This is a genomic window from Roseibium sp. MMSF_3544 (assembly GCF_030732845.1).
GTDB lineage: Bacteria > Pseudomonadota > Alphaproteobacteria > Rhizobiales > Stappiaceae > Roseibium.
In genome coordinates this window covers 23465-46609 of sequence record NZ_JASHKA010000017.1, presented here as the reverse complement: position 1 = coordinate 46609, position 23145 = coordinate 23465, and the positions used below count along the sequence as shown (strand labels likewise).

Below are 23145 nucleotides of genomic sequence, written 5' to 3'. Positions count from 1 at the left end.
AAAAATGCTGCAGCGCATGATTTATAGGCCGCTACACTATTCGGTTCAGACGAATTGACCGGCCGCGTGGCCGGACGACCAGGCCCATTGAAAGTTGAACCCGCCCAGATGTCCGGTGACGTCGACAACCTCGCCGATGAAGAACAGCCCGGGCACCTTGGAGCTTTCCATGGTCTTGGAGGAAAGCTCCTTGGTGTCGACACCGCCCAGGGTCACTTCCGCCGTGCGGTAGCCTTCCGTTCCAACAGGTGTCAGCTGCCAGCGGTTCAGATGATCCGCCGCCCGCCGCAAGACCTTGTCTGATTGGTCGGCAAGCCGTCCTTTCAGGGAAAACACATCGGAGAGCTCATCGGCCAGACGGTTGGGCAACAATTGGCCGAGGGCGGTTTTCAAATCCTGTCTGGGGCTCTCGCCCCGCGCATCTCGAAGCGATTCAAATACATCGGTTTCCGGCACCAGGTTGACCGCAATCGGCTTGCCTTCCTGCCAGTATGAAGAGATCTGAAGGATCGACGGCCCGGAAAGCCCCCTGTGCGTAAACAGCAGTCCTTCGCGAAACGTCGTCTTTTGGAATGAAACCTTTGCATCGACCGAAACGCCCGCAAGACGGCCGCAGAGCGCCTTGTTGGCGTCGGAGAAAGTTAGCGGCACAAGTGCCGCCCGCGGCGCGATGACGTTCAGCCCGAACTGCCGGGCGACATCGTAGCCGAAGCCGGTGCCACCCATCTTGGGGATCGACGGGCCACCGGTGGCAATGACCAGCGACTTCGCCTGAAGCAGTCCCCTGGACGTCGCGACGGAAAATCGATCGTCGGGCTTTTCAACGGCTTTGATTTCCGTTTCAAGCTGCAGCGTTCCACGGACCTGTTCCAGTTCGGCCAAAAGCATGCGGATAATGTCTTTGGCGCTTTCGTCGCAGAAAAGTTGGCCAAGCGTCTTTTCGTGCCAGGGAATGCGGTGCTTTTCGACAAGCCCCAAAAAGTCGTGCTGCGTATAGCGCTTCAAGGCTGAGACGCAAAAGCGCGGGTTCTGCGACAGGAAATTGGCCGGCGTTGAGTGCAGATTGGTGAAATTGCAGCGTCCACCGCCGGAAATCCGGATTTTTTCCGCGGGCCGCCTGGCATGGTCGATGACCGCCACCTTGCGCCCGCGTTTTCCCGCTTCAATCGCACACATCAAGCCGGCGGCGCCGCCACCGAGCACAAGAACATCCAGGTCACGCATGGCGGGGCTTATAGCGGGTTTGGATTGTGTGTGTAAGAGCCGTTTTCGATCGGTGGTCGGCCTGGAATTGATATTGTCATTCAATCGGCCTGTCACTCCGGGATTGTCACGCCGGACAAGCGCCAGCGCGGATCCGGGGCCTCCTCTCAGATCAACCTGTCAATCGCGTCTGAGTGGGTCCCGGGTCTCGCTTCACTTGCCCGGGATAACACTGCGGTTGCGGTGCTAAAAAAAACCGGCGGCTCTTCCGAACCGCCGGTTTCTCAAAAATCTCTTCCTGAAGGAAAGAAACTTATTTCATTTCGGTAATTGTCTCGAAGCCGTTGGAGCCGACTTCGAAGAGAGCGTAGGTGCCCGGAACGTCGCCTTTGGCGTCGAAGTTATGGTCACCGGCCGCGCCCTTGTAGTCGATGGCGGTACCAGCTGCGATCAGCTCTTTCGCCTTCTTCCACTCACCCGGACGGATGGCTTCGCCTTCACCGTTGGAAACCTCGACAACGGCTGCCGCGACGTCTTCCTTCTTGCCGCCCGCTTTTTCAACGGCCAGCGCAAGCAGGAAGGCGGCATCATAAGACGTGTTTGCAAAGATTGCGTCCGGATCGCCACCAACACCCTTGAAGGCATCGTTGAACATGGTCAAAGATTCAGACTGTTCGCCGACCGGCGAAGACGCAACGAAGGTGGCGAGGTTTTCCGCACCCAGTTCATTGATCACGGCGTCCGACTTCATGCCGTCACCACCGACGAACTTGTCGAAGAAGCCGTTTTCCAATGCCTGACGCAGGATGGTCAGACCGGTGCCGTCACCGTAGTCGAAGATAACCAGCGTGTCGGCGCCACCCTTGGCGAGTTCCGCCAGGTTGGAACGGTAGGACGCCTTGCCTTCCTCGTGTGCCGCAAACTGAGTGATGTCACCGCCGAGCTCATCGACATATTCTGCCTTGAACGCATTTGCGAGGCCGGTGCCGTAGTCGTTGTTGAGATAAGCGACAGCGACTTTGCCGTAACCCATCTCCTTCATGGTACGTGCAAGCGCACGGCCCTGATAGTCGTCAGACGGAACGGTGCGGAACACAGTGCCCTTGTCTTCAAGACCGGAGATTTCCGGCGACGTTCCGGACGGTGTGATCAGCGTGATGCCAGCCGGGATCGTGACCGAACCGGCAGCCGCCAGAACAGCACCGGAGCAATGCGGACCAACGAGGCCGACAACACCTTCAATGTTGACGGCTTTGGTGGCCGCATCCGTGCCGCCTTGCGGGTTGCAGGCACTGTCGCCGACAACGCCAACCAGTTTCTCACCGTCGCCGATGCCGCCCTGCTCGTTGACCTGCTGAACGGCCAGCTGGGCCGCGTCGATCATGGCCGGTGCCATGGCCGCGATCGGACCGGAAACGCCGCCGATCAGACCAATCTTAACGTCAGCCTTTGCAGGAACGGACGCCAGCGCCGTCGCCGCCATCATGCCGGCTGCAAGCGCAATAAACTTGGTTTTCATAAGAGTACCTCCTCAACTATCCGGTCTTTGCCGGGTCTTTAGGATTTTCGGCTCCCGCACGCCGGAACGACACGCGGATCCCGTGGAGCGGGCCTAATGCTGGTCCGCCCCGGATTTCGTTGCCCGCTGGTCTCCCCTCAATGGCTCGGGAAGCAGTCCCTCCGGCCTGAACCGCAACACCAATTGCAGCATCAGACCGATCAGGAACAAGCGGATGTATTTTGCCTGTATCGCATATTCATGCGGAAGGCGGTCCGTTGCAATCTCTGAAACGGACCAAATGATCCAGACCACCGCCGCCCCCAGGATCGCGCCCCGGTTGTTACCGGATCCGCCCAGGATAAGCATGATCCAGATCAGGAACGTTGCGACCATCGGATCGATGGCCTCAGGGGTAATCGAGCGGTTGAAGTGAGCAAACAGCGCGCCGCCGAGACCCATCAGCGCCGCCCCGAAGATAAAGGCTTCCAGGCGGCGGAACTCGACGTTCTTGCCCATTGCCTTGGCCGCATCTTCATTGTCGCGGATGGCACGCATCATGCGGCCCCAGGGCGCGTTGAACTGGCGCTCGACGAGGACATAGGCGGCGATCAGCACGGCCAGGACGATGATGAGATAGGCGATCTGTGATTCCATGTAGCCGATATCGCCGACCGGACGGGGAATGCTGGATATGCCCCGTGCCCCGTTGGTGAGGGCCGGCTCGGACTTGATTACGAGCCTGATGATTTCCGCGATCCCGATCGTGGCGATTGCCAGGTAGTCGGACCTGAATCGCAGGCAGATCTTCCCGATCGGCCACGCGACAAGCGCCGCTGCCAGCATCGCCGCGATCCAGCCGAAAACAAAGTGCAGATCAAAGCCGCCGATCCGGCCTTCCGCGGCAGGCGTCGAAATGATCGCCGATGTATAGGCGCCAACGGCGAAGAAACCTGCAATGCCTGCATTGAAGAGACCGGCGAAGCCCCACTGAATGTTGAGGCCCAGCGCAAGAAGCGCGTAAATGCAGATGAAAATCGCCATGAAGAGGGCGTAGTTGACAAGACCAAGAAGTTCCATCGCTCTCCCCTCCCCTTACAATACCTTGCCCTTGAGCAGCCCTGTCGGGCGCACAAGCAGCATGAACAACAAGATGGCAAAGGCCATGGCGGCCTTGTACTCGCTCGGAATGACCAGCACCGACAACTCTTCTGCAATCCCGACGATCAAGCCGCCAAGGACAGCGCCCTCCACCCGGCCGACGCCGCCGAGGATGGCGGCGGCAAACATGGGCAGAAGCATGTGCCAGCCCATCATCGACTTCAGTTCCGTGTTGACACCGAGGAAGAAGCCGGACGCTGCACAAAGCCCGCCAGCGATCACCCAGGTCAGTATCACCACTTTCTTGTTGTCGATCCCGGACAAGAGAGCAAGGTTCGGATTGTCCGACATCGCCCGCATGGCCTTGCCCCATTTGGAGCGCGTGAGAAACAGTTGCAGCGCGCCAACCAGGGCCACCATCGCCAGGATCGTAAAGATCTCCCGGTCGCGAATGCGGATGCCGAAATAGTCTTCCGGGCGCACGATACCGCGGGAATAGGTCTGCGTGTCGACACCCCAGACAACCTGCACCACGGCCCGGATCATCAGCGCGATGCCAAGCGAGGCCATCACGGTCACGATCTTCGGCCGCTCGCGCAGGTGCTCGTAGAAAACCTTGTCAATCCCGACCGCCACAACGGCGGTTCCGACAATGGCGATCGGCAGGGCCGCGTAGGGGGAGACGCCGAGGCTTGTGACAGCGGCAAGCGCAAGGAAAGCACCAAGGGTCGCCATGTCGCCATGGGCCAGATGGGCGTAGCGCAGGATCGCGAAAATCAGCGTAATGCCGACCGCTCCGAGCGCATAGATGGAACCCAGCACGATGCCCGGTACGACGTAGAAATTCAGAAGTTCAAACAGGTCCATGCCGATCACCCACCCAGGAACATTTCGGCGACTTCACGGTCTGCCAGAAGGTCTGCACCGGTGCCTTCATGGCGATTCTTGCCGGCGGCGAGCACATAGCCCCTGTCGGAAAAGGCCAGCGCCTGCTTCGCATGCTGTTCCACCAGAAGAATGGCAACACCGGCGTCTTGCACGTCACGGCAGATCTGAAAGATCTGCTCCATGTATTTCGGCGACAGTCCGGCCGTTGGTTCATCGAGCAGGAGCAATTTCGGGTCCAGCATCAAAGCCCGTCCCATCGCGACCATCTGGCGCTGTCCGCCCGACAGGCTTCCCGCGAGGGTCTTGCGGCGTTCCTTGAGATCGGGAAACAGCTCATAGACCCGATCGTAGGCGGCGGTAAGGTCTCCGGTTTTCAGGAAACCACCCATTTCCAGGTTTTCGTGGATCGACATTTCCCGGAAGATATTGTCGACCTGCGGCACATAACAAATGCCACGCTGCACGATACGATTGGGCGCCCAGCCGGTGATCTCGTCGCCGTCAAACAGCATCTTGCCACCGCGGACACTCAGGAGACCGAAGACCGATTTCATCGCCGTAGATTTGCCGGCACCATTGGGGCCGACAATTGCCACGATCTCGTCTTGTGCGACCGTCATCGATACGTTCTGGAGAATGTCGGCCTCGCCGTAACCAGCGGTCAGGTTTTCCATCGAGAGAAGCGCATTCATGCCGCATCTCCCGTTTTCTCGCCAAGATAAGCTTCCAGAACCTGCGGATCGGAGCGGACCGTCTGAAAATCGCCCTCGATCAAAACACTGCCCTCGGCCATGCAGACGACCGGGTCAGTGAGTTTTTCGATCATTTCCATGTCGTGCTCAATCAGGATGAACGTGTAGCCGCGCTCCTTGTTGAGGATCTCGATCTTGGTCTCGAGTTTGCGCAGCAAGGTCCGGTTCACGCCTGCGGCCGGTTCATCCAGCAATACAAGCTTGGCATCGGTCATCATGGTCCGACCCAGCTCAAGCAGCTTCTTCTGACCACCGGAGAGATTGCCTGCGCGCTCGTGCGCGACATGGGTCAGTTCCAGGAATTCAAGCGTTTCGTAGGCTTTGTGTTCGACGTTCTTCTCCGTCGACTTGACCTGTCCCCACTTCAGCCAGTTGGCGAACAGGCTTTCGCCCGGCTGGGACGGCGGCACCATCATCAGGTTTTCCAGTGCCGTGAGCTTGTGGAACTCGTGCGGGATCTGAAACGTGCGGACGAGACCTTTGTGAAACAGCTCGTAACTGGCGAGACTTGTTACGTCCTCGCCCAGAAAGCGAATGCGGCCGCTTGTCGGCTGCAGCGCCCCTGCGATCAGGTTGAAGAGCGTCGTCTTGCCGGCCCCATTGGGCCCAATCAGTCCGGTGATACTGTTTTCTTCGACACGAAACGTACAGTTGTTAACTGCCTTGAACCCGCCGAAATCCATAACGAGCTGATCAAGCTCAAGCATTCAAGCTCCTTGCCGCCCCCCGAAGCGGTCTTTCTTCTTTCGTTTTGGCCGCGCATGCCTGTTCCGGCATTCAGGTGCGGGCATTTTGGGTCATGCCTGCGGCAGCGCCCTGCCCTTCTAACTTTATTGACAGATCATTCAACTGATAATCACCCGCTTGCACAACAGAAAGAGCAAGATTTTCCAGAATTCGACCGTCGAAGGAATGCGTAATTCGCAATACGGTGAAAAAACCCGTCGTATTCTTTCGGCAAGGGACCAAATTCGACGCCTCTGTCTGCGTCAGAAACGCGCTCAAGTGGCCTATCTGATCCAAAAAGCGAGAGCAATCTGTTGAAAACCAGCGTGAATTTCGTTTGTTTTGGTTCGATTAATTGAGACTATACTCGGTATTTCTTACAATAATTCTGCACTTTTCCTCAAACAATGCAATTTGAACTTTTATTCTTAAGCCTGCTACAGGATTTCTGGACTAGAGTTTCAGTCGGCCCTTTGAAATGTGCATTCATGCGAAGGCTGGTGACAAGACCGGAATAGAACGAACGAACCGAAAATACTGTGACCGGCCACAGCAGAACGCAGGAGGAAAACACTGTCGAACCGACCAGAAAGAACCAATTCGCGGAGAAATGACGCGGACGTCATTCCGATCAGCCTTGCAGACAGCAGAGTTGATCAGGGAATGCTTCTGGATTTGTACGACAGGCTTGACGCAGCAGTCTGGATCTTCGACTTCGACTACAAGCGTTACATTTGGGCCAACCGCAAAACCCTTGAAATAACGGATGCAGACTCGCTGGAAGAGCTGCAGTCACGCGATCTTTCCGCAGACATGTCACCGGCGGTCGAGCAGCGGCTCCGCCAATATCAGCAAGACTTTTGCAACGGTGACGTGACGTTCTCGGAGATCTGGACCCTTTACCCAAAAGGCAAACCGAAGGTCCTTCAGATATCCATGAGCGGTGTACGCCTCGCCGACGGGCGCATGGCATTGCTGTGCGAAGGACGTGAGCAGGAAGAACAGGAACCGGAAGCCCTCAGAAGCGCAGAGGCGCTGCTGCACACAACGGTCATGATTTCGCAGTTTACCCGGGACGGAAAGCCGCTCTACCGGAACACTGCGTCACGAGCAGCATGTATTGGACTGGACACACCTTTTGTTGAGCAGTTTGTACATCCTGAGGACTATCAGGGTATTTTTGATCGCGTAGATGACGAACGTACGCTGAAATTCGTTGCGCAGGTCAAAACCAACGCCGGCCCTCGCTGGCATGAGCTTACTGTTCGCGCCTGCCACGATGCCACTTCCGGGGAGCTCGCGTATCTCGTCAACGAAACTGACGTAACAGAGCTGCATGAAACCAAGGAACGTGCCAAATATCTGGCAAGTCACGATACGCTCACAGGTCTGTCGAACCGGACTTATCTTCAAGAGCGTTTGACGCAAATCCTCGAAACAGCGAACGAAATAAATCGCAAGGCGACGCTCTATCTTCTTGACCTGGACGACTTCAAACTCGTCAACGATTCACTCGGTCATGCAGCGGGCGATGCTTTGCTTCAGCAGGTTGCCGAGGAACTGAAAGCGCTTGCCGGCCGGCAGGATGTGATTGCGCGCCTCGGTGGCGACGAATTTCTGATCTGTCACCTGGAAAAGTCCGGAGAGGAAAGCTGCGACTGGTTCGGGCAATCTTTGTTGAAAGCCTTTGCAACGCCGCGTGTCATCGAAGGAAAGCAACGCAGTGTGGGCCTCAGCATCGGCTATGCCCACTATCCCGATGACGGGCAGGACATCGATCAGCTGATGCGGCATGCGGATCTTGCGCTTTACCAGGCCAAGTCCGATGCAAAAAACAAGTGCGTCAGGTTCAGCGAACGGATGCGGCGGCTGAGAGACGAACACCGGGCCCTGAAGAAAGACCTCGATCGCGCGCTGCGTGAGAACGAGTTTGTTCTCTTTTATCAGCCAATCGCGTGTACCCGCACGGATCGGGTGGTTGCCGGTGAAGCGCTGTTGCGATGGCAACATCCCGAACGCGGGCTTATCGGACCGGACGATTTCATTCACATTGCGGAGGATACCGGGCTCATCAACAACATTGGAGCCTGGGTGGCTGAGCAGGTCGCCCGGCTGCAGATGCGGTTGCATAACCTGAAATACGCGGTCCCGCTTGCGCTTAACGTATCGCCGAAGCAACTCTCAGATTCTTCGTTCGTCACCCTGATGCAGTCGCTTCCCTTTGAAACCGGGTGCACGCCAGGCAGGATCTCTCTGGAAATTACGGAGTCCGTCATTCTCGGCGACATTCCGAATGCCCGCGAAACCCTGGCCACGCTGAAAAAGTCCGGCTATCGGATCGTCATTGACGATTTCGGCACCGGATACTCAAATCTCGCCTATCTCCACAACTACCCGATCGACGGCATCAAGATCGACCGGATGTTCATGGAAGACGTTGCTTCCGGAGGCGAAATCGTCAAGCTGATCCTGTCGCTTGCATCGGCACTTGGGGCCGGTGTCGTTGCCGAGGGTGTCGAGACGATCGAGCAGCGGTCCTGGCTTTCCCAGAATGGCTGCCATCGGTACCAGGGGTATCTCTATTCGAAGCCGGTGCCTGAAGACCGTTTCCTGTCCATGCTGGAAACGCAGAACCAGATCGCCTCTATGTGACCTTGGCGCGGGTTTTGAATTCGGGCCGGTCCCAGCTACCCGTCTTCAGAATGTCAGCCAGAATTCCGACTGCGTCGACAATGTCCTGATGCGACAGGTAAAGCGGGGTGAAGCCGAAACGCATCACGTCCGGCGCCCTGAAATCACCGATCACACCACGCGCGATCAAGGCCTGCATCACGGCATAGCCTTCGTCGAATCTGAACGAGACCTGGCTGCCGCGCTTATGCGGATCGCGCGGGCTTGCCAGGACAAGCTGCGGACAAGTCGCTTCGACTTCCGAGATGAAAAGCTCACTGAGCGAAACTGATTTCGCCCGCAGGTCCGCCATGTCGACGTCTTCAAAGACATCAAGCGCCGCATGAAGGCTGGACAGAGCCAGAATGGCTGGTGTTCCCACCGTCATTCGATTGACCCCGTCAGTTGGCCGGTAATCAAGGTCGAATGCAAAGGGTGCTTCATGTCCCATCCATCCAGTCAGAGGCGATGTCACCTTGTCCAGATGCTCAGGGGAAACATAAAGAAAGGCTGGCGCTCCGGGACCACCGTTCAGATACTTGTAGCCACAGCCCACCGCGAAATCGGCGCCGGCTCCCGCAAGGTCGACCTCTATGGCACCGGCAGAATGGGCCAGGTCCCAGATCGCGAGTGCTCCAACGTCATGCGCCTTGCGTGTGAGCGCCGCCATGTCGTGCAGGCGTCCGCTCCGGTAGTCGACTTGGGTCAGCATCATGACGGCGACCATATCGTCCAGTGCAGATGCAACCTCGGCTGGATCAACGATCTTCAATTCGTGGCCCTTGCCAAGAAGCTCCTTCAGTCCGGACGCAACATAAAGATCTGTCGGGAAATTGCCGTTGTCGGACAAAATCACTTTCCGGTCCGGCTTCAGGGACAGGGCGGCTGAAAGAACCTTGAACACATTGACCGAGGTGCTGTCGCAGGCAACAACGCTTCCTGCAGGCGCGCCGATCAGACGGCCGATGCGATCGCCCGTGCGCAGCGGCAGGTCGATCCAGCTGTGGGTGTTCCAGGCACGGATCAGGCTCTCACCCCACTCCTGTGTCACGACCTCAGCGACTCGCCCCGCGACATGTTTGGGCAAGACGCCGAGCGAATTGCCATCAAGATAGATGACGCCTTCGGGTATCTGGAAAGCATCTTTCTTGTGTCTCAAAACATCATTCAGGTCGGACGGGTGCAAAGAGGTCATCGAAGGCTCGTAGGGACAGGATCGTGCAGCAAAAAGAGGCGGCAAGCTAGCAAAGCGAAAAGGCACAAACAACACCGCACACCTTCCAATTTCCGCGATCACCCAAGATGGACCGCCACTACGGATCAGAAGATGTCGCAAACAGCATAAATTTGCCCGTTTGAGCGCCGGACCGAAGGACGCCTTTTGTTAGCTTGGACGTCAAAGCTGACCAAGTCAGAACAGTCTTCCAGCGCGGGTTCAGATCAGATGTTCATCAGCGTATTCGACATATTCAAGATCGGTATCGGTCCGTCCAGCTCTCACACAGTTGGTCCGATGGTCGCCGTGCGCCGGTATCTGGAGAGGGTTCGCGGCCTGTCCGGAGCCGAAAGCAAAGCGGTGCGCCTCACCGTGACGCTACACGGTTCCCTCGCGTTCACCGGCAAGGGGCACGCAACGGACAAGGCGGTTTGTCTCGGTCTATTGGGCGCAACGCCCGACACGCTCGATCCGGATCAGGTCGAACCGCTGCTTGAAGCGTTGCGGCGGGACCGGAAACTGAAGATTTCCGACTCGCTGGAGATCGACTTTGATCCGGAACAAGACGTCATCTTCGACTATGGCCCGCCCTTGCCGCTGCATGCCAACGGCATGACCTTCAACCTATTGAATGCGGACGGATCGCTGGCCGATACGTTCGTCTACTATTCGATCGGCGGCGGGTTCGTGGTCAGTGAAGCAGAATTGCGCAAGACCACCAATGAGCCCGTCAATGAGCTGACCACGCAGAACGTTCCTTACCCGTTCGCCTCCGCAAAGCAAATGCTCGAAATGGGCCGTGAGGCCGAGCTATCCATTGCGGCCATGAAGCTGCAGAACGAGTGTTGCGACAAACCGTGCGGAGAAGTTGAAGCGGGTATCGACCGGCTTTGGGCGGCGATGGATTCCTGCATCAACCGGGGGCTGACCCAGGCAGGCATTCTTCCAGGCGGGCTCAAAGTGAAACGGCGCGCGGCGGACATCTACCAGCAACTCATTCGCGAGGGCCGCAGCAACCCGCTGTTTGAGCACAATGTCGTCGACTGGCTGGGCGTCTACGCAATGGCCGTCAACGAGGAAAACGCCGCCGGCGGCAGGGTCGTGACGGCACCGACCAATGGGGCAGCGGGCGTTATCCCCGCCGTCACGCGGTATTATCTTGATCATTGCAAAGGCGCGGATCAGGCCGGCGTGCGTGTCTTCCTTCTGACGGCAGCCGCGGTTGGTGGCATCATCAAGGCCAACGCGTCCATTTCTGGCGCGGAAGTGGGCTGCCAGGGGGAAGTCGGTTCCGCGTCGGCCATGGCCGCCGCCGGGCTCTGTGCGGCCCTTGGCGGCACGAACGAGCAAATCGAAAACGCTGCCGAAATTGCCCTTGAGCATCACCTTGGCATGACGTGCGATCCAATTGCCGGCCTGGTGCAGGTTCCCTGTATTGAACGCAATGCGCTCGGTGCCGTGAAAGCTGTAACCGCAGCCTCGCTCGCCCTGCGCGGGGACGGGTCTCATTTCGTACCGCTCGACGGCTGCATCGAAACCATGCGGCAGACCGGCATGGACATGATGGAGCAATACAAGGAAACCTCGCAAGGCGGCCTCGCTGTCAACATCGTCGAATGCTAACTTATTGACAAATTTTACAATTTCGCAAATTCAAATTGTCGCAGCGTAAAAATGAGGTAATAGTTGCATCCTAGGTTGTCGTACCGCTCCGTTGCGTCAATCGCGGGAGAACATGGATGGAAATTCTGAAGTGGCTGGCGAGCCAGTCGTCGCTGGTGTTTTTGTTTATCGCCGTTGCTCTGGGGTATTTTGCAGGCAAACTGAAGATTGGAAATTTCGTGCTCGGCGGCATCGCCGGTACGCTTATCATGGGCGTCGTTCTGGGCCAGGTCGGGGTGACGATCGACAGCGCGGTCAAGAACATATTCTTCGCGCTTTTCATCTACGCCGTCGGATATCAGGGGGGACCGCAGTTTTTTCGCGCCCTGTCACTGAAATCGCTCAATCAGCTGCTGTCGGCGGCGGTCATGTGTCTGCTAGGATTGTTTACGGTCCTTGCCTTTGCCTGGGGTTTCGGACTTGACCGGGGGACCGCGGCCGGCCTCGCAGCCGGTGGCCTGACGCAATCCGCGATCATCGGCACCGCCGGTGAGACCATTCAGAAACTGGATGTGTCAGCGGATCTGAAGCAGATCATGGAGACCAATATCGCCGTCGGATATGCGGTCTGTTACATCTTCGGCTCCATCGGGCCGATCATCATGATCACCTGGTTTTTCCCGACCGTGATGCGCTGGGACATCCGCAAGGAGGCCCTCAAGCTGGCGGAGAAAATGTCCGGCGGCGCCACCGAACTCGAGCCTGGCCAGTTCAATGCCGCACGACGGATCGATACGCGGTTTTTCCGACTACCGGAGGGCAGCGACTGGCAAGGGAAATCGGCCGGAGATCTCGACAGCTCCATGGACGACGCTGCAGTCGAAGCCGTCCTCCGTGCTGGTCAGGAGATTTCTCTGGAAGACGCCAAGTCTCTCCAGCCCGGCGACGTTCTTGCCGTGACCGGTCTCGTCACCACACTCGACAGTGCCGCAATGAACTGGGGGAGAGAGACGACAGCTCCGGATGGCTACCGACTTGTCCTTGAAAACCGGCATATCGTCCTGACCAATCCGGACTTTGCGGGCAGCAAGCTTCAGGGCATTCACGACCACACAAAGTCGAACGCTTTGCACGATGTGTTCGTGACCGGTGTGAACCGGATGGGACGCGAACTGCCGCTGTTGCCTAACCTTGAAATCCACAAGGGTGACGAGTTGCAGCTGACAGGCAGTCCGCGCGATCTGAACAAGGTACAGAAGTCGATCGGATATCCCATCAGTTCCGCGGCCGTGACCGATTTCATCTTTTTCGGCATCGGCATGACGCTCGGGTTGTTGCTCGGCCTGATCGAGTTCAAGATCGGCGGCGTTCCGGTGACGATCGGAAGCGGCGGCGGCTGCCTTCTGTCCGGGCTTTTGTTCGGCTGGCTGCGCAGCACGCATCCGCGCTATGCGGCGCTGCCGACGGGTGCGGTAAACTTCCTGCGGGACTTCGGACTGGCTGTCTTCGTCGGCGTTGTCGGGATCAGTGCCGGACCGCAGGTGTTGACAACATTGCAGGAGCAAGGTGTCAGCATTTTCCTGTTCGGCATCGGCGTCACGCTTATTCCGCAGCTGATCGGGTTCTTCTTTTCCTATTACGTTCTACGGATCCAGAACCCGATTGAGGCCCTGGCCTGCGTTGCCGGGGGCCGCAGCGCCAACCCGGGTTTTGCGGCGCTGATGGGCAAGGCGGAAAATGCTACACCGGTCGTCACCTTCACGGTCACCTATGCCGTTGCCAACGTTTTGCTGACCCTCTGGGGTCCGCTGATCGTCGGCCTCGTTTCAACGAATCCGGCTCAATAGTCGCTCCGGGAGATTTCAAATGAGCACGCAAGACTATTCCAAGTTCCAGGACCTCAGCCCCTTCGAACTGAAGGACAAACTCATTGAAATCGCGTCCTCCGCGTCGCAACGCATGATGCTGAACGCCGGGCGCGGCAATCCGAACTTCCTGGCAACGCATCCCCGGCGCGGTTTCCTGCGCCTCGGTGACTTTTCGGTCGAGGAAGCAGAACGCTCCTATTCCTATCTCGACAGCGGCTTTGGCGGTCTGCCTGACAAGGAAGGCATGCTGCTGCGCTTTGAGGATTTCATCCACCGTCACGAAGACCGCGAAGGCACGACTTTCCTGCGGGCTGCCCTGTCCTATGCCAAGGACCAGCTCGGCATTCACCGCCACGAGCTCCTCCATGAAATGGTGGAAGGGTTCCTGGGCTGCAATTACCCGGTGCCGCCGCGCATGCTGACAAATGCGGAAAAAATTGTCGGTGCGTATCTCGGTGAGGAGATGTTCGGCAGCGAGCCGCGGCAGGGGCCCTTCTCCGTTTTCTCAACAGAAGGCGGTACGGCCGCCATGACCTATATCTTCCAGACGCTCAAGCAGAACGGGCTGGTCAAACCGGGTGACAAGATTGCACTCGGCACGCCGATCTTCTCGCCCTACCTGGAGATTCCACCCCTTCCGGAATACGACATGCCGGTGGTCGACATCCGCATGGCGGAAGGGGAAGACTGGCAGTTCAGCGACGCGGAACTGGCAAAGCTGGAAGATCCGGACATTAAGGTTTTCTGTATCGTCAACCCAAGCAATCCGCCCTCGGTGAAGCTGTCTCCGGATGATCTTGACCGGGTCGCGGCGGTGATCAACGAAAAACGTCCCGATCTCTTCGTCGTCACGGATGACGTCTATGGCACCTTTGCCGACGATTTCGTATCGCTGTTTGCAAAGTGCCCGCGCAACACGTTGTGCGTCTATTCGTTCTCGAAATATTTCGGTGCGACCGGCTGGCGGCTCGGGGTGATCGCGCTGCATGAAGACAATGTCTTCGACGAAGCGCTTTCTGCGCTCGCAGAAGATACAAAGAAAGTCCTCGACCGACGGTATTCCTCGCTCACGACAACACCGCGCGACATCAAGTTCATCGACCGGCTTGTCGCTGACAGCCGCGCCGTTGCGCTCAATCACACAGCAGGCGCCTCCACGCCCCAGCAGATCCAGATGATGCTGTTCGCGCTCGCCGGGCTTCTGGACCGGGACGACCGCTACAAGAACGCGGCCAAGAGCCTGATCCGCAAACGGTTCAATACGCTTGAACTCAACATGGGTGTCAAACCGCACCGGGAGCCTTCGGACGTCAACTACTACACGCTGATCAACCTTCAGCACCTCAGCGGCCGGCTCTATGGGGAGACCTTTGCAGACTGGTTCGTCGCCAACAAGAAAGGCTACGACTTCCTGTTCCGGCTTGCGGAGGAAACCAGCGTTGTTCTGCTGCCCGGCAAGGGGTTCGAGGTGGTCGACGCGTCGGCGCGGGTGTCACTCGCGAACCTAACCGAAGCCGAATACGCCAAGATTGGCGCTTTCGCCCGCAAGGTGATCTCCGAATATTACGACGAGTTTTCCAAGACGGGATGAGCTCTGCAAAATTGGAAGGTTACGCAAATTGACGAGCGCTGAACCGGACCTTCCGGTTCGGCGTATCTTTTTTGTCTGGAAGAAATGCCCGGTGACCAAATCGCGATCGTTTGAGGATCGCGAACTCAGGGCGTGGGAGAAGACAGTGACCATCATCATCACCCCATTTTTCGCGAGCCTGCTCGCGATGATCTACATGGTTTTGAGCGTTCGTGTTATTGGCGCGCGCCGTGACCAGCGCATCAGCCTGGGTGACCAGGGCAACGATGTTTTGCTGCGCCGCATGCGGGTCCACAGCAACTTCGCCGAATATGCGCCGCTCGCCATCCTGCTTCTTTTGATGCTGGAATTGATGGGCGGCGCGCACTGGCTGCTTTATGGGCTCGGCCTGTTTCTGCTCGTCGGGCGTTCGGTACATGCTTACGGCCTGAGCTGCCAACCGGAGCCGATGAATTTCCGCGTTGTCGGAATGTCGCTGACCTTTACGGTGATCTGGGTCGCGGCATTCGCCAATCTTGTCCTTGCCGCCAATTCGCTCATGAGCGGTACAGCGCAGGTCTGACAGTCCGATCAGATCTGTTGCAGGCGCGTCTTGTGGGCATGGGCGATGTGGAGGCGCGCTGCGGCCTCTGCAGCATCGCTGTCACCCTTGGCGATCGCTTCGACGATCGCGGCATGCTCCTCGACAGCAATTTCCCTGCGCTCGGGCGTGTCCAGCGTTGTGCCGGCCATCAGGATCAAAGACAGGCGCAGGTGCTCGATCAGATCGACAAGATAGCGGTTGTGCGAGGCAAGGCACAAACGGCGATGGAAATCCCGGTTTGAGCGCACCAGACTGTCCTTGTCGGCGATGCGCTGCCTGTCCTCCTTTACAAGATCCTGCAGGATTTCGATTTCCGGCTGCGAGGCATGCTTGGCAGCAAGACCGGCGGCGGTCCCCTCCAGAATCTCACGCATGAAATAGACTTCGTTGATCTGGCCATGATCAAGCGTCGGCACGACCATGCCGCGGTTCGGCTCATGGACGGCAAGACCTTGCGCTTCCAGCCGCTTCAGCCCCTCGCGGATTGGCGTTCGTGACACACCGAACTCCTCGGCAAGATCCGCTTCGCGCAGGCGGTCGCCGGGTTTCAGCACCCGTTCCTCGATAAGTCCGATGAGTCGCTTGTAGATTTCAGATCCGTTCATAGGGTCTGGTTAGCGGCAAGTCAGGCGTTTCGCAAGGGAGGTGGCCGCAAGACAACGCGGTCCTTTCGCCGAAGACAGGGCGGTTGCAAGTCCTTTGGCGCGTAAGGACCCCCACCCCTGACCCCTCCCCACAAGGGGGAGGGGAACCGAGCCGTTCAATTGGCTCGCGTTTTGCGCAACAAATTTGGAAATGCCAGAGGCGTCGCGGCAATCGAAGAGGAGTCCCCTCCCCCTTGTGGGGAGGGGTTGGGGTGGGGGGTTCCTCGCTTAACGCCCACGAGGCATATGACGTTGGGTCTGAGCGCTTCAGCGATCTCATTCCCTCACACCAAAGCGGTTAAACGCTGACCCGCATATCGCTAAAGGCCAACCCGTCAGCGCCCTCATCTGTTTCGAAAACACGGATCACAGTCCATGTCGACGTGTCGATCTCCGCAACACGTGCGCCATCCTGCGCACCGGTGAAAAGATATTTGCCGTCGGGCGAGAAGAGCAGTGAAGCTGGTCCATTTGCACCATGCGGAGCCAGGTCGATTTCCGCCTTCACCGCGCGGCTGTCACGGTCATAGACGACGATGCGGTCGCCGTTCAGGTCTGCAACCGCCACGGCTTGGCTTTCGGGATGGAAACGCACTCGGATCGGAAGAAAGCCGGTGTCGATCGTTTCCTGCCGCGCCATCGTGGACGGATCGAAAATATTTATTGTCTCGGATTGATTGTTCCCAACCCAGAGTTCCTTGCCGTCAGGGCTGACATCAACGGCCTCCGGACCGACATCCGCGCTGGCGGTGTGCAAAATTTCCATGGATTGTGTGTCAATCACCGAGACTTTGTCGGAGTCTCGGCTGGTCACATAGGCCGTTGAAGAATCCGGTGAAATCGCAAGCAGATGCGTGCCAATAAGATCCGGCTCTGCCTGTCCGGTGACCACCCCCTTGGCGACATCGACCGTTATGACATCGCGTGTCTCTTCAGTCGTAACGATTACGCTGTTTGTATCACCGAGCCACGCGATCCCGTGCGGCGCCATATGCGGTGAAATGTCGATCGTCCTCAAATGTTCCGCCGTGGCTACGTCGAAGACATTCAGCTCACGACCGATGTATCCGTCCTCGAGGTAGGACACGACAACAACCTGCTCGCCATCCGGCGACAGGGCCAGTTCATGCGGCGACCCGCCCGTGACCGGCCGCTTCACCTCCAACCCTGTTTCCAGATCGATGAAACTTACGGTGCCGGCGTATTTGTTGCCAACGATCAACGTGGCCGCGCTCGCAGTGAGCGCTGTGCCGGCAAGAAGACAGACTGCGGACGCAGTTGTCAGAACATATCTCGCAAAGGACACTTTCAACCTCCAATCTGTTTAGTCCATAAACAGACATCTCTAATTTTTCGAAAGAAAATGAGACGTCTTGGAGGAATAGATAAATATTCATGCCACTTGAACAAAATTAAATAGCTTTAATGTTCAAATATAAGATCTATCAAATCGATAGTTTTTATTAATTAAATCATTCTCAGTTATGTTTTTATTTTGAGAAAAGCTCTACTTTTTAGCGTCGCGCTAGAATTTCAAAGCAACGGCCTAATAGATAGAGATCTCGTTCACCGATCGCCTACTTCAATTCAAACGAGCACTCTAAAGCTTCGGGGGTGCTGGCAGTGATCAGGTTCGCTCACGAGGCCGGAACGTAGAGTTTTCCACCGGTCACGGCCTGGGCAGCGCCGGTCGTATCCGGAAACGTTGTCGGCAAACCAGCTTTCAGCCGTGCGCCCAAAAAGGCCATTGCCTGCGCCTCCAGCGCATCGCCGTCGATCTTGTGGTTGTCCGCCGAGACGACATCGCCTGACAATCGATCGCTGAGCGCCTGCATCAGCACCGGATTGTGGCGCCCGCCGCCGCAGACCAGCCAAAGCCCCGGTTTGCCGGGCAGCAATGTCTCGGCTTTTGCAATCACCTCTGCGGTGAAGGCAAGCAGCGTGGCCGCCCCGTCCTCAAGGGACAAGCCCTCGACGAAATCACCGGAAAAACTGTAACGGTCGAGCGATTTCGGACCGGGTTCGGAAAGGAATGGATGCGTCAACGCCTCGGCAAGCCGCGCTTCGTCGGCCTGACCGCGTGCCGAGATCGACCCGCCGGTGTCGAAATCCCCCGACCCATGCCGCCGGACCCAGTCATCGAGCAGCGCGTTACCCGGGCCGATGTCGAAAGCCAGCAATTGGTCGCCGTTGATAAAGGTCAGATTGGACACGCCGCCGATATTCAGAAAACACATCGGTTCCCTGTCTTTTCCGACCAGCGTCCTTGCAAGCGCCTGATGATAAACCGGCACCAGCGGTGCCCCCTCCCCACCGGCTTCCATGTCGGCAAGCCGAACATCGCCGATCACCGGCAGGTTCAGCTTGTCTGCAAGCGCCTGCGGGTCGCCGAGCTGCACTGTCTCGCCGGCTTTCGGATCGTGCCAGACTGTCTGGCCGTGAAAAACAACCGCGTCCGGGCGAAGCGCGTGCCGCTTGAGGAAGTCGAGGATCGCGGCGGCATGATCCTCGCTCACGTCCTTTCCGATGTCCGGCCACCGCTCCCGGCCTTTGCCTTTCAGAGCGGCCGCTTCCAGCACTTTTGTCCGGGTCTGAGGACGATAAGCGATCGTCTCTGCCGGTCCGAAACGGTTGACTGCAAGGCCATCCGTTTCGATTTCCGCCAGATCGATGCCGTCCGCGGACGTTCCGGAGATGGTTCCGACGATCGACCAGCCGGTCATAGAGTGTCGGCCACTTTCTTTAAGCTTTCCTCGACAATGTCAAACATCTCGTTGACCTGCCTCTCGGTGATGATGAGCGGCGGGCAGAAGGCCATGGCATCCAGCATGGCGCGCGAAATGAGGCCATTTTCATGGAAAACGGCGTTCGTGGCCGCGCCGAGCGATCCCGGCGTATCGGCATGAGCAGGGTGATGCAGTTCGGCAGCTCCGATCAGCCCGATGCCCCGGGTTTCGATCACCAGAGGATTGCTGCCAAGACCCGCCAGGCGCGCCTGGAAGGTTGGCGCGATCTCGCGCACATGATTGACGAGGTCCTTTTCCTCGATGATCTTCAGGTTTTCCAGCGCAACGGCGGCGGCTACAGGGTGACCGCTGCCGGTGTAACCGTGGCCGAGCACGCCGATCCGGTGGGACTCGTCCGCGATAGGTTCATATACCGTGTCGTTGATCAAAAGTGCGGAGATCGGCTGGTAGGACGACGACAGGGCCTTCGACAGGGTCATCATGTCCGGCTGAAGATTGAAGGTCTCGGTGCCGAACATGTTGCCGGTGCGCCCGAAGCCGCAGATGACCTCGTCGGCGACGAAAAGGATCCCATACTTCTTTAGGACGGGCTGCACTGCTTCCCAGTAGCCTTCCGGAGGCACGACAACGCCGCCCGCGCCCATGACGGGCTCGGCGAAGAAGGCGGCGATGGTTTCCGGTCCCTCGGCAAGGATCAGATCTTCCAGATCCTGCGCGCACCTTTTGGCGAAATCGGTCTCGCTCTCGCCGTCCTTTTTCATGGTGCGGTAGTGCGGGCTGGTCGTGTGCAGGATCTGCGGCAGCGGCAGATCGAAAGACTTGTGGTTGTTGGGCAGACCGGTGAGGCTCGCGGAGGCGACGGTGACGCCGTGATAGCCGCGCACGCGTGAAATGAGCTTCTTGCGCTCCGGCTGGCCCAGCGCGTTGGAACGGTACCAGATCAGCTTGATCGCGGTGTCGTTGGCTTCAGATCCTGAGTTGGTGAAATAGACCTTCGACATCGGCACGGGCGCCATGCCGATCAGCTTTTCGGCAAGCTCGACGGACGGTCCATGGGTCTTAAAGGTGAAGGTGTGATAGTAGGGCAGCTTCTCCATCTGCCGGGCGGCAGCGTCCACAAGGCGTTTTTCACCAAAGCCGACGGCAACGCTCCAAAGACCGGCCAGGCCCTCGATATAGCGCTTGCCGCTGACGTCCTCGACATAAATGCCCTCGCCCTTTTCGATCACGAGGGAACCGGTGTCCTCCTGGCGGCGGGCGTCCGCGTACGAGTGAAGTTGAAAAGCGATATCGCGGGCTTCGAGTGAATTCGGCAACTGCGCCATGAAACGCCTCTTTGGAAGTGAAGAGAAGGGATCGGCAACCCGACGTGCTGATCGCAAGGCGGCCTTTATGCGCAAGCTAACCAACTAAACCGGCCTGCACAATGGCATTTGGCAAGCTGCGACGCCTTCCGGGCCCAATACCCGTTTAAGGTCGGGCCGGTCTGCGGGCGATCAGGGCGACATGGTCGTTCAGCGTTTCCCAGGGCCCTTCTACAAAAGGCAATAGTGCTTCTTTCAACGCGCCTTCGAACGCAGCAATACCATCCGCGCCGATCACCTCCGGTGTGCTGCCCGAGCGCGACAGAAAATGGCCCAGCAGACTGTCAAAGGTCCACGTGTGACGTGACAGCACGGAGATACGCCGCAATTCGCTGAAGGCTGAAGCGTGCAAAACCGTTTCGTGCGGTTCCCACGCGTCGCTCATCCGGTGAAGGCTGGTCGGGTCCGGCCTGGCATGGGCCTTTCCAACTTCCTGTGCGGTCCACCACCAGAGATTTTCAGGCGCCTTGATCGGCTTGTCATGAAGAATGGCCAGCGCGCCGTGTTCTGCAACACGTTTATTCAGATTTTCCAGTGTCGCCGGACGGTCCATCCAGTGAAAGGATCGCCCCATCGTCACCAGATCGATTGGCCCCTTCACAATCGAGAGGTTTTCCGAGGAACCCTCATGGTAGGTGACGTTTTTCGGTGCTTCGGCCCTTGCCGCGGCTATCATCGACATACTGGGATCCACGCCGGTGACGCGGGCGACCCGAGGCCCCAGCGCATTCGCAATGAAACCCGGCCCGCAGCCCAAATCCAGCACGTGCGCCGCCGTTCCCGTCCGCGTTTCGGCAAGTAGCCAGTCCAGGAGCTCGGGGGCGTAGCGCGTGCGATAAGCAATATATGTCTCGACCACGTTGTCGAAACGGTCTGGAATAGAGAGATCGCAGATCATGCGCGTGGTGGTATCAGCTGGCGGCGAAGCCTGTGTGACACGTGGCGGAACGACTTTTGTGCCCATTCTGGTGCACAGGATCACGGATCGAGCGTGCGACAGGCGAGGCAAAAGTGACACCGCGAGCGCGAAACGTTCGTAGGTGACCGACAACGTCTCTGGCCCTTAAAACAAAAAACCGCGCCGAAGCGCGGTCAAGGGGCAAGCGGCAGTCGTGGCCGGGAACCACAACAAGTGCGTCGCGGTCAGTGGGGGCACCAAATGCGACGAACAACCGATTTGCCAAAGTTTCGAGATATTCCGCGATGACTTATAATTTTTACGACGGTAACATCGCGCGGAATTTGGTTTATATTCTAGGGTACGGACCCATAAATGAAGCCGATTTGGCGGCAGAAATGGCGAAGTCTCGCAAGGAAGCGTGTGAAGAGCGGGCTTTGTGCCCGGTCAAGCACGGTGACGCTGCGAGGCGAAGCTATTTTGCCGTCCTTCGGATTTGTCCGTTTTGGCCATCTGCTGCGTCGCGAAAGGCTTGAAAATGAACCACATTTCCTGCGCTTTCGCTCCTTTCATCTGGCCAAAACGATCCAAACCAAACCGACTTCCTTTATGGGTCCGTACCCTAAGCTTGTCTGCTCGATACTTATTTAGTCGTGCAATGACGGATCCGATTGTCCGTTGATGCCAATCCGCTGTCATTTGGCGCCAAAGTATTTTGGAGAGTAACTTTGCGTGATGCCGAGGTTGATGCCGCATTGATCAGGGCCGCGGTCAAGGCCATGGAACAGCGTGGTGAAGATCATGCTGAAGCGCTCCGCGCGTCCGGGCTGACCTCTGAGGATCTGGAAGGGTTTGACCGCCGGGTGCCGCTCAAGAAGTCCGATGCTTTTCTCGAACAGGCTGCAAAGTATCTGCAGGATGACCTGTTCGGCTTTGATGTCGGCAAGGCGACACCGACCGGCACCTTTGGCGTGATCGCTTACCTTGGGATCTCGGCAGCAACGCTTGAACAGGCGATCCTCAACCACGTCAAATACGTCCGGATATTCGTCGACAGCTACCGTCTCTCGCTTGCAAAGGCCGAAACGACCGCGAAACTCTTCTATCAGGACGTGGACCGGAGTTCCTATTTCAAGAGACAGGCCAACGAAGCGGGAATGGCGGCAATCCTGTCGAACTATCGCTATGGCACAGGCAGGGTCCTGCGTCCGGCCGAAGTTCATTTTCATCACCAGCGCGCCGATGTTCCGGCCGAAATGAAGCTCTTTTTCGGATGCCCCGTCTATTTCGGCAGTGACATGCACGGGATCGTGTTTCATGCCTCGGACCTTGAAACCCCCCTGGTCCATTCAGACCGGGACTTGCTCGGGCTGATGTCGAATGTCGCCGACAGAATGCTGGAAGAGCGGCGGTCCGCGCCGAAATCCTTTCTCTCAAGCGTCGAGGCCCATGTCATCGAAGGTTTGCCGAAAGGCCAAAGCTCGGCAAGTCTGGTCGCCGGCAAACTGGGCATGACAGAACGGACTTTCGCACGGCGGCTCGCCGACGAAGGCACCACCTTCTCCGACGTTCTTGAGGACGTAAGGCGCAACCTGTCCGAGGAATACCTGAAGAAGAGCGATCTCTCCCTGCCGGAAATTGCATATCTTCTGGGCTATTCGGATTCTCCGGCCTTTATCCGCGCCTATAAACGCTGGTTCGGCGTCACCCCCGGCGCGCGGGCGTCCGAAGTCCGGGGTTTGAAAGCCGGCTGATCTTCAAACTCTGCTGAAAGGCCCGGGTGACCGTAAGCGG

General features: G+C 57.9%; 19 protein-coding genes. 6 read left to right on the top strand and 13 right to left on the bottom strand.

The features are described 5' to 3' along the window. Positions 1-45 precede the first annotated feature (45 nt). The 7 genes from RBB47_RS21800 to RBB47_RS21770 form a co-directional block, all read right to left on the bottom strand. Positions 46-1224 carry an NAD(P)/FAD-dependent oxidoreductase gene (locus RBB47_RS21800; protein WP_305988000.1) on the bottom strand — a complete coding sequence of 393 codons (1179 nt, stop codon included), beginning with the start codon at positions 1222-1224 and terminating at the stop codon, positions 46-48. A gap of 292 nt (positions 1225-1516) precedes the next feature. Then, on the bottom strand, positions 1517-2722 hold the full coding sequence (locus RBB47_RS21795; protein ID WP_305987999.1) for an ABC transporter substrate-binding protein: 1206 nt from the start codon (positions 2720-2722) through the stop codon (positions 1517-1519). 93 nt (positions 2723-2815) lie between these two features. Next, a complete protein-coding gene (locus RBB47_RS21790) occupies positions 2816-3781 on the bottom strand; it encodes a branched-chain amino acid ABC transporter permease (RefSeq protein WP_305987998.1) in 966 nt (321 codons plus the stop codon). Positions 3782-3796: 15 nt separating this feature from the next. Then, entirely contained in the window at positions 3797-4669 is an 873-nt protein-coding gene (locus tag RBB47_RS21785; protein WP_305987997.1) for a branched-chain amino acid ABC transporter permease, read from the bottom strand. Positions 4670-4674: 5 nt separating this feature from the next. Beyond that, entirely contained in the window at positions 4675-5382 is a 708-nt protein-coding gene (locus tag RBB47_RS21780) for an ABC transporter ATP-binding protein (RefSeq protein WP_305987996.1), read from the bottom strand. Further along, positions 5379-6149 carry an ABC transporter ATP-binding protein gene (locus tag RBB47_RS21775; RefSeq protein ID WP_305987995.1) on the bottom strand — a complete coding sequence of 257 codons (771 nt, stop codon included), beginning with the start codon at positions 6147-6149 and terminating at the stop codon, positions 5379-5381. Before RBB47_RS21775 ends, RBB47_RS21780 begins: the two co-directional genes overlap by 4 nt. A gap of 70 nt (positions 6150-6219) precedes the next feature. After that, positions 6220-6447, bottom strand: coding sequence for a hypothetical protein (locus tag RBB47_RS21770; RefSeq protein ID WP_305987994.1), 228 nt, complete (start codon positions 6445-6447; stop codon positions 6220-6222). Between the two features lie 384 nt (positions 6448-6831). Here RBB47_RS21770 and RBB47_RS21765 point away from each other — a divergent pair, with 384 nt between their 5' ends. Next, entirely contained in the window at positions 6832-8820 is a 1989-nt protein-coding gene (locus RBB47_RS21765) for a bifunctional diguanylate cyclase/phosphodiesterase (RefSeq protein ID WP_305987993.1), read from the top strand. On the opposite strand, the gene kynU is transcribed toward RBB47_RS21765, so the two are convergent. Next, a complete protein-coding gene (kynU, locus tag RBB47_RS21760; RefSeq protein ID WP_305987992.1) occupies positions 8813-10033 on the bottom strand; it encodes a kynureninase in 1221 nt (406 codons plus the stop codon). The two genes, RBB47_RS21765 and kynU, sit on opposite strands and share 8 nt — an antisense overlap. Before the next feature lie 249 nt (positions 10034-10282). Between kynU and RBB47_RS21755 the strand changes: the two genes are divergently transcribed. The 4 genes from RBB47_RS21755 to RBB47_RS21740 all read left to right on the top strand — a co-directional run bounded on the left by RBB47_RS21755 (position 10283) and on the right by RBB47_RS21740 (position 15677). Further along, positions 10283-11677, top strand: a complete 1395-nt coding sequence (locus tag RBB47_RS21755) for an L-serine ammonia-lyase (protein ID WP_305987991.1) — start codon at positions 10283-10285, stop codon at positions 11675-11677. Positions 11678-11793: 116 nt separating this feature from the next. Continuing rightward, complete coding sequence (gene aspT, locus RBB47_RS21750; RefSeq protein ID WP_305987990.1) at positions 11794-13503, top strand: aspartate-alanine antiporter; 1710 nt, start codon at positions 11794-11796, stop codon at positions 13501-13503. A gap of 19 nt (positions 13504-13522) precedes the next feature. Beyond that, positions 13523-15115 carry a bifunctional aspartate transaminase/aspartate 4-decarboxylase gene (locus RBB47_RS21745; protein ID WP_305987989.1) on the top strand — a complete coding sequence of 531 codons (1593 nt, stop codon included), beginning with the start codon at positions 13523-13525 and terminating at the stop codon, positions 15113-15115. A gap of 145 nt (positions 15116-15260) precedes the next feature. Then, a complete protein-coding gene (locus RBB47_RS21740; RefSeq protein ID WP_305987988.1) occupies positions 15261-15677 on the top strand; it encodes an MAPEG family protein in 417 nt (138 codons plus the stop codon). An 8-nt stretch (positions 15678-15685) separates the two neighbouring features. On the opposite strand, the gene RBB47_RS21735 is transcribed toward RBB47_RS21740, so the two are convergent. From RBB47_RS21735 to RBB47_RS21715, 5 genes are all read right to left on the bottom strand, one after another. Then, positions 15686-16303, bottom strand: a complete 618-nt coding sequence (locus tag RBB47_RS21735; RefSeq protein ID WP_305987987.1) for a GntR family transcriptional regulator — start codon at positions 16301-16303, stop codon at positions 15686-15688. Between the two features lie 337 nt (positions 16304-16640). Beyond that, entirely contained in the window at positions 16641-17648 is a 1008-nt protein-coding gene (locus RBB47_RS21730; protein ID WP_305987986.1) for a YncE family protein, read from the bottom strand. 331 nt (positions 17649-17979) lie between these two features. Continuing rightward, entirely contained in the window at positions 17980-19065 is a 1086-nt protein-coding gene (locus RBB47_RS21725) for an anhydro-N-acetylmuramic acid kinase (protein WP_305987985.1), read from the bottom strand. After that, positions 19062-20414, bottom strand: coding sequence for an aspartate aminotransferase family protein (locus RBB47_RS21720; RefSeq protein WP_305987984.1), 1353 nt, complete (start codon positions 20412-20414; stop codon positions 19062-19064). The genes RBB47_RS21725 and RBB47_RS21720 overlap by 4 nt, the downstream gene beginning before the upstream one ends. 145 nt (positions 20415-20559) lie before the next feature. Then, positions 20560-21504: a class I SAM-dependent methyltransferase gene (locus RBB47_RS21715; RefSeq protein WP_305987983.1), complete on the bottom strand. Its 945-nt coding sequence runs from the start codon at positions 21502-21504 to the stop codon at positions 20560-20562. 575 nt (positions 21505-22079) lie between these two features. Between RBB47_RS21715 and RBB47_RS21710 the strand changes: the two genes are divergently transcribed. Then, positions 22080-23105, top strand: coding sequence for an AraC family transcriptional regulator (locus RBB47_RS21710; protein WP_305987982.1), 1026 nt, complete (start codon positions 22080-22082; stop codon positions 23103-23105). Positions 23106-23145: the final 40 nt, after the last annotated feature.

Bases quoted from the DNA above. Each gene is read 5' to 3' on its own strand.
- RBB47_RS21800 (WP_305988000.1), bottom strand. From the start codon at position 1,224: ATGCGTGACCTGGATGTTCTTGTGCTCGGTGGCGGCGCCGCCGGCTTG.
- RBB47_RS21795 (WP_305987999.1), bottom strand. From the start codon at position 2,722: ATGAAAACCAAGTTTATTGCGCTTGCAGCCGGCATGATGGCGGCGACG.
- RBB47_RS21790 (WP_305987998.1), bottom strand. From the start codon at position 3,781: ATGGAACTTCTTGGTCTTGTCAACTACGCCCTCTTCATGGCGATTTTC.
- RBB47_RS21785 (WP_305987997.1), bottom strand. From the start codon at position 4,669: ATGGACCTGTTTGAACTTCTGAATTTCTACGTCGTACCGGGCATCGTG.
- RBB47_RS21780 (WP_305987996.1), bottom strand. From the start codon at position 5,382: ATGAATGCGCTTCTCTCGATGGAAAACCTGACCGCTGGTTACGGCGAG.
- RBB47_RS21775 (WP_305987995.1), bottom strand. From the start codon at position 6,149: ATGCTTGAGCTTGATCAGCTCGTTATGGATTTCGGCGGGTTCAAGGCA.
- RBB47_RS21765 (WP_305987993.1), top strand. From the start codon at position 6,832: ATGCTTCTGGATTTGTACGACAGGCTTGACGCAGCAGTCTGGATCTTC.
- kynU (WP_305987992.1), bottom strand. From the start codon at position 10,033: ATGACCTCTTTGCACCCGTCCGACCTGAATGATGTTTTGAGACACAAG.
- RBB47_RS21755 (WP_305987991.1), top strand. From the start codon at position 10,283: ATGTTCATCAGCGTATTCGACATATTCAAGATCGGTATCGGTCCGTCC.
- aspT (WP_305987990.1), top strand. From the start codon at position 11,794: ATGGAAATTCTGAAGTGGCTGGCGAGCCAGTCGTCGCTGGTGTTTTTG.
- RBB47_RS21745 (WP_305987989.1), top strand. From the start codon at position 13,523: ATGAGCACGCAAGACTATTCCAAGTTCCAGGACCTCAGCCCCTTCGAA.
- RBB47_RS21735 (WP_305987987.1), bottom strand. From the start codon at position 16,303: ATGAACGGATCTGAAATCTACAAGCGACTCATCGGACTTATCGAGGAA.
- RBB47_RS21725 (WP_305987985.1), bottom strand. From the start codon at position 19,065: ATGACCGGCTGGTCGATCGTCGGAACCATCTCCGGAACGTCCGCGGAC.
- RBB47_RS21720 (WP_305987984.1), bottom strand. From the start codon at position 20,414: ATGGCGCAGTTGCCGAATTCACTCGAAGCCCGCGATATCGCTTTTCAA.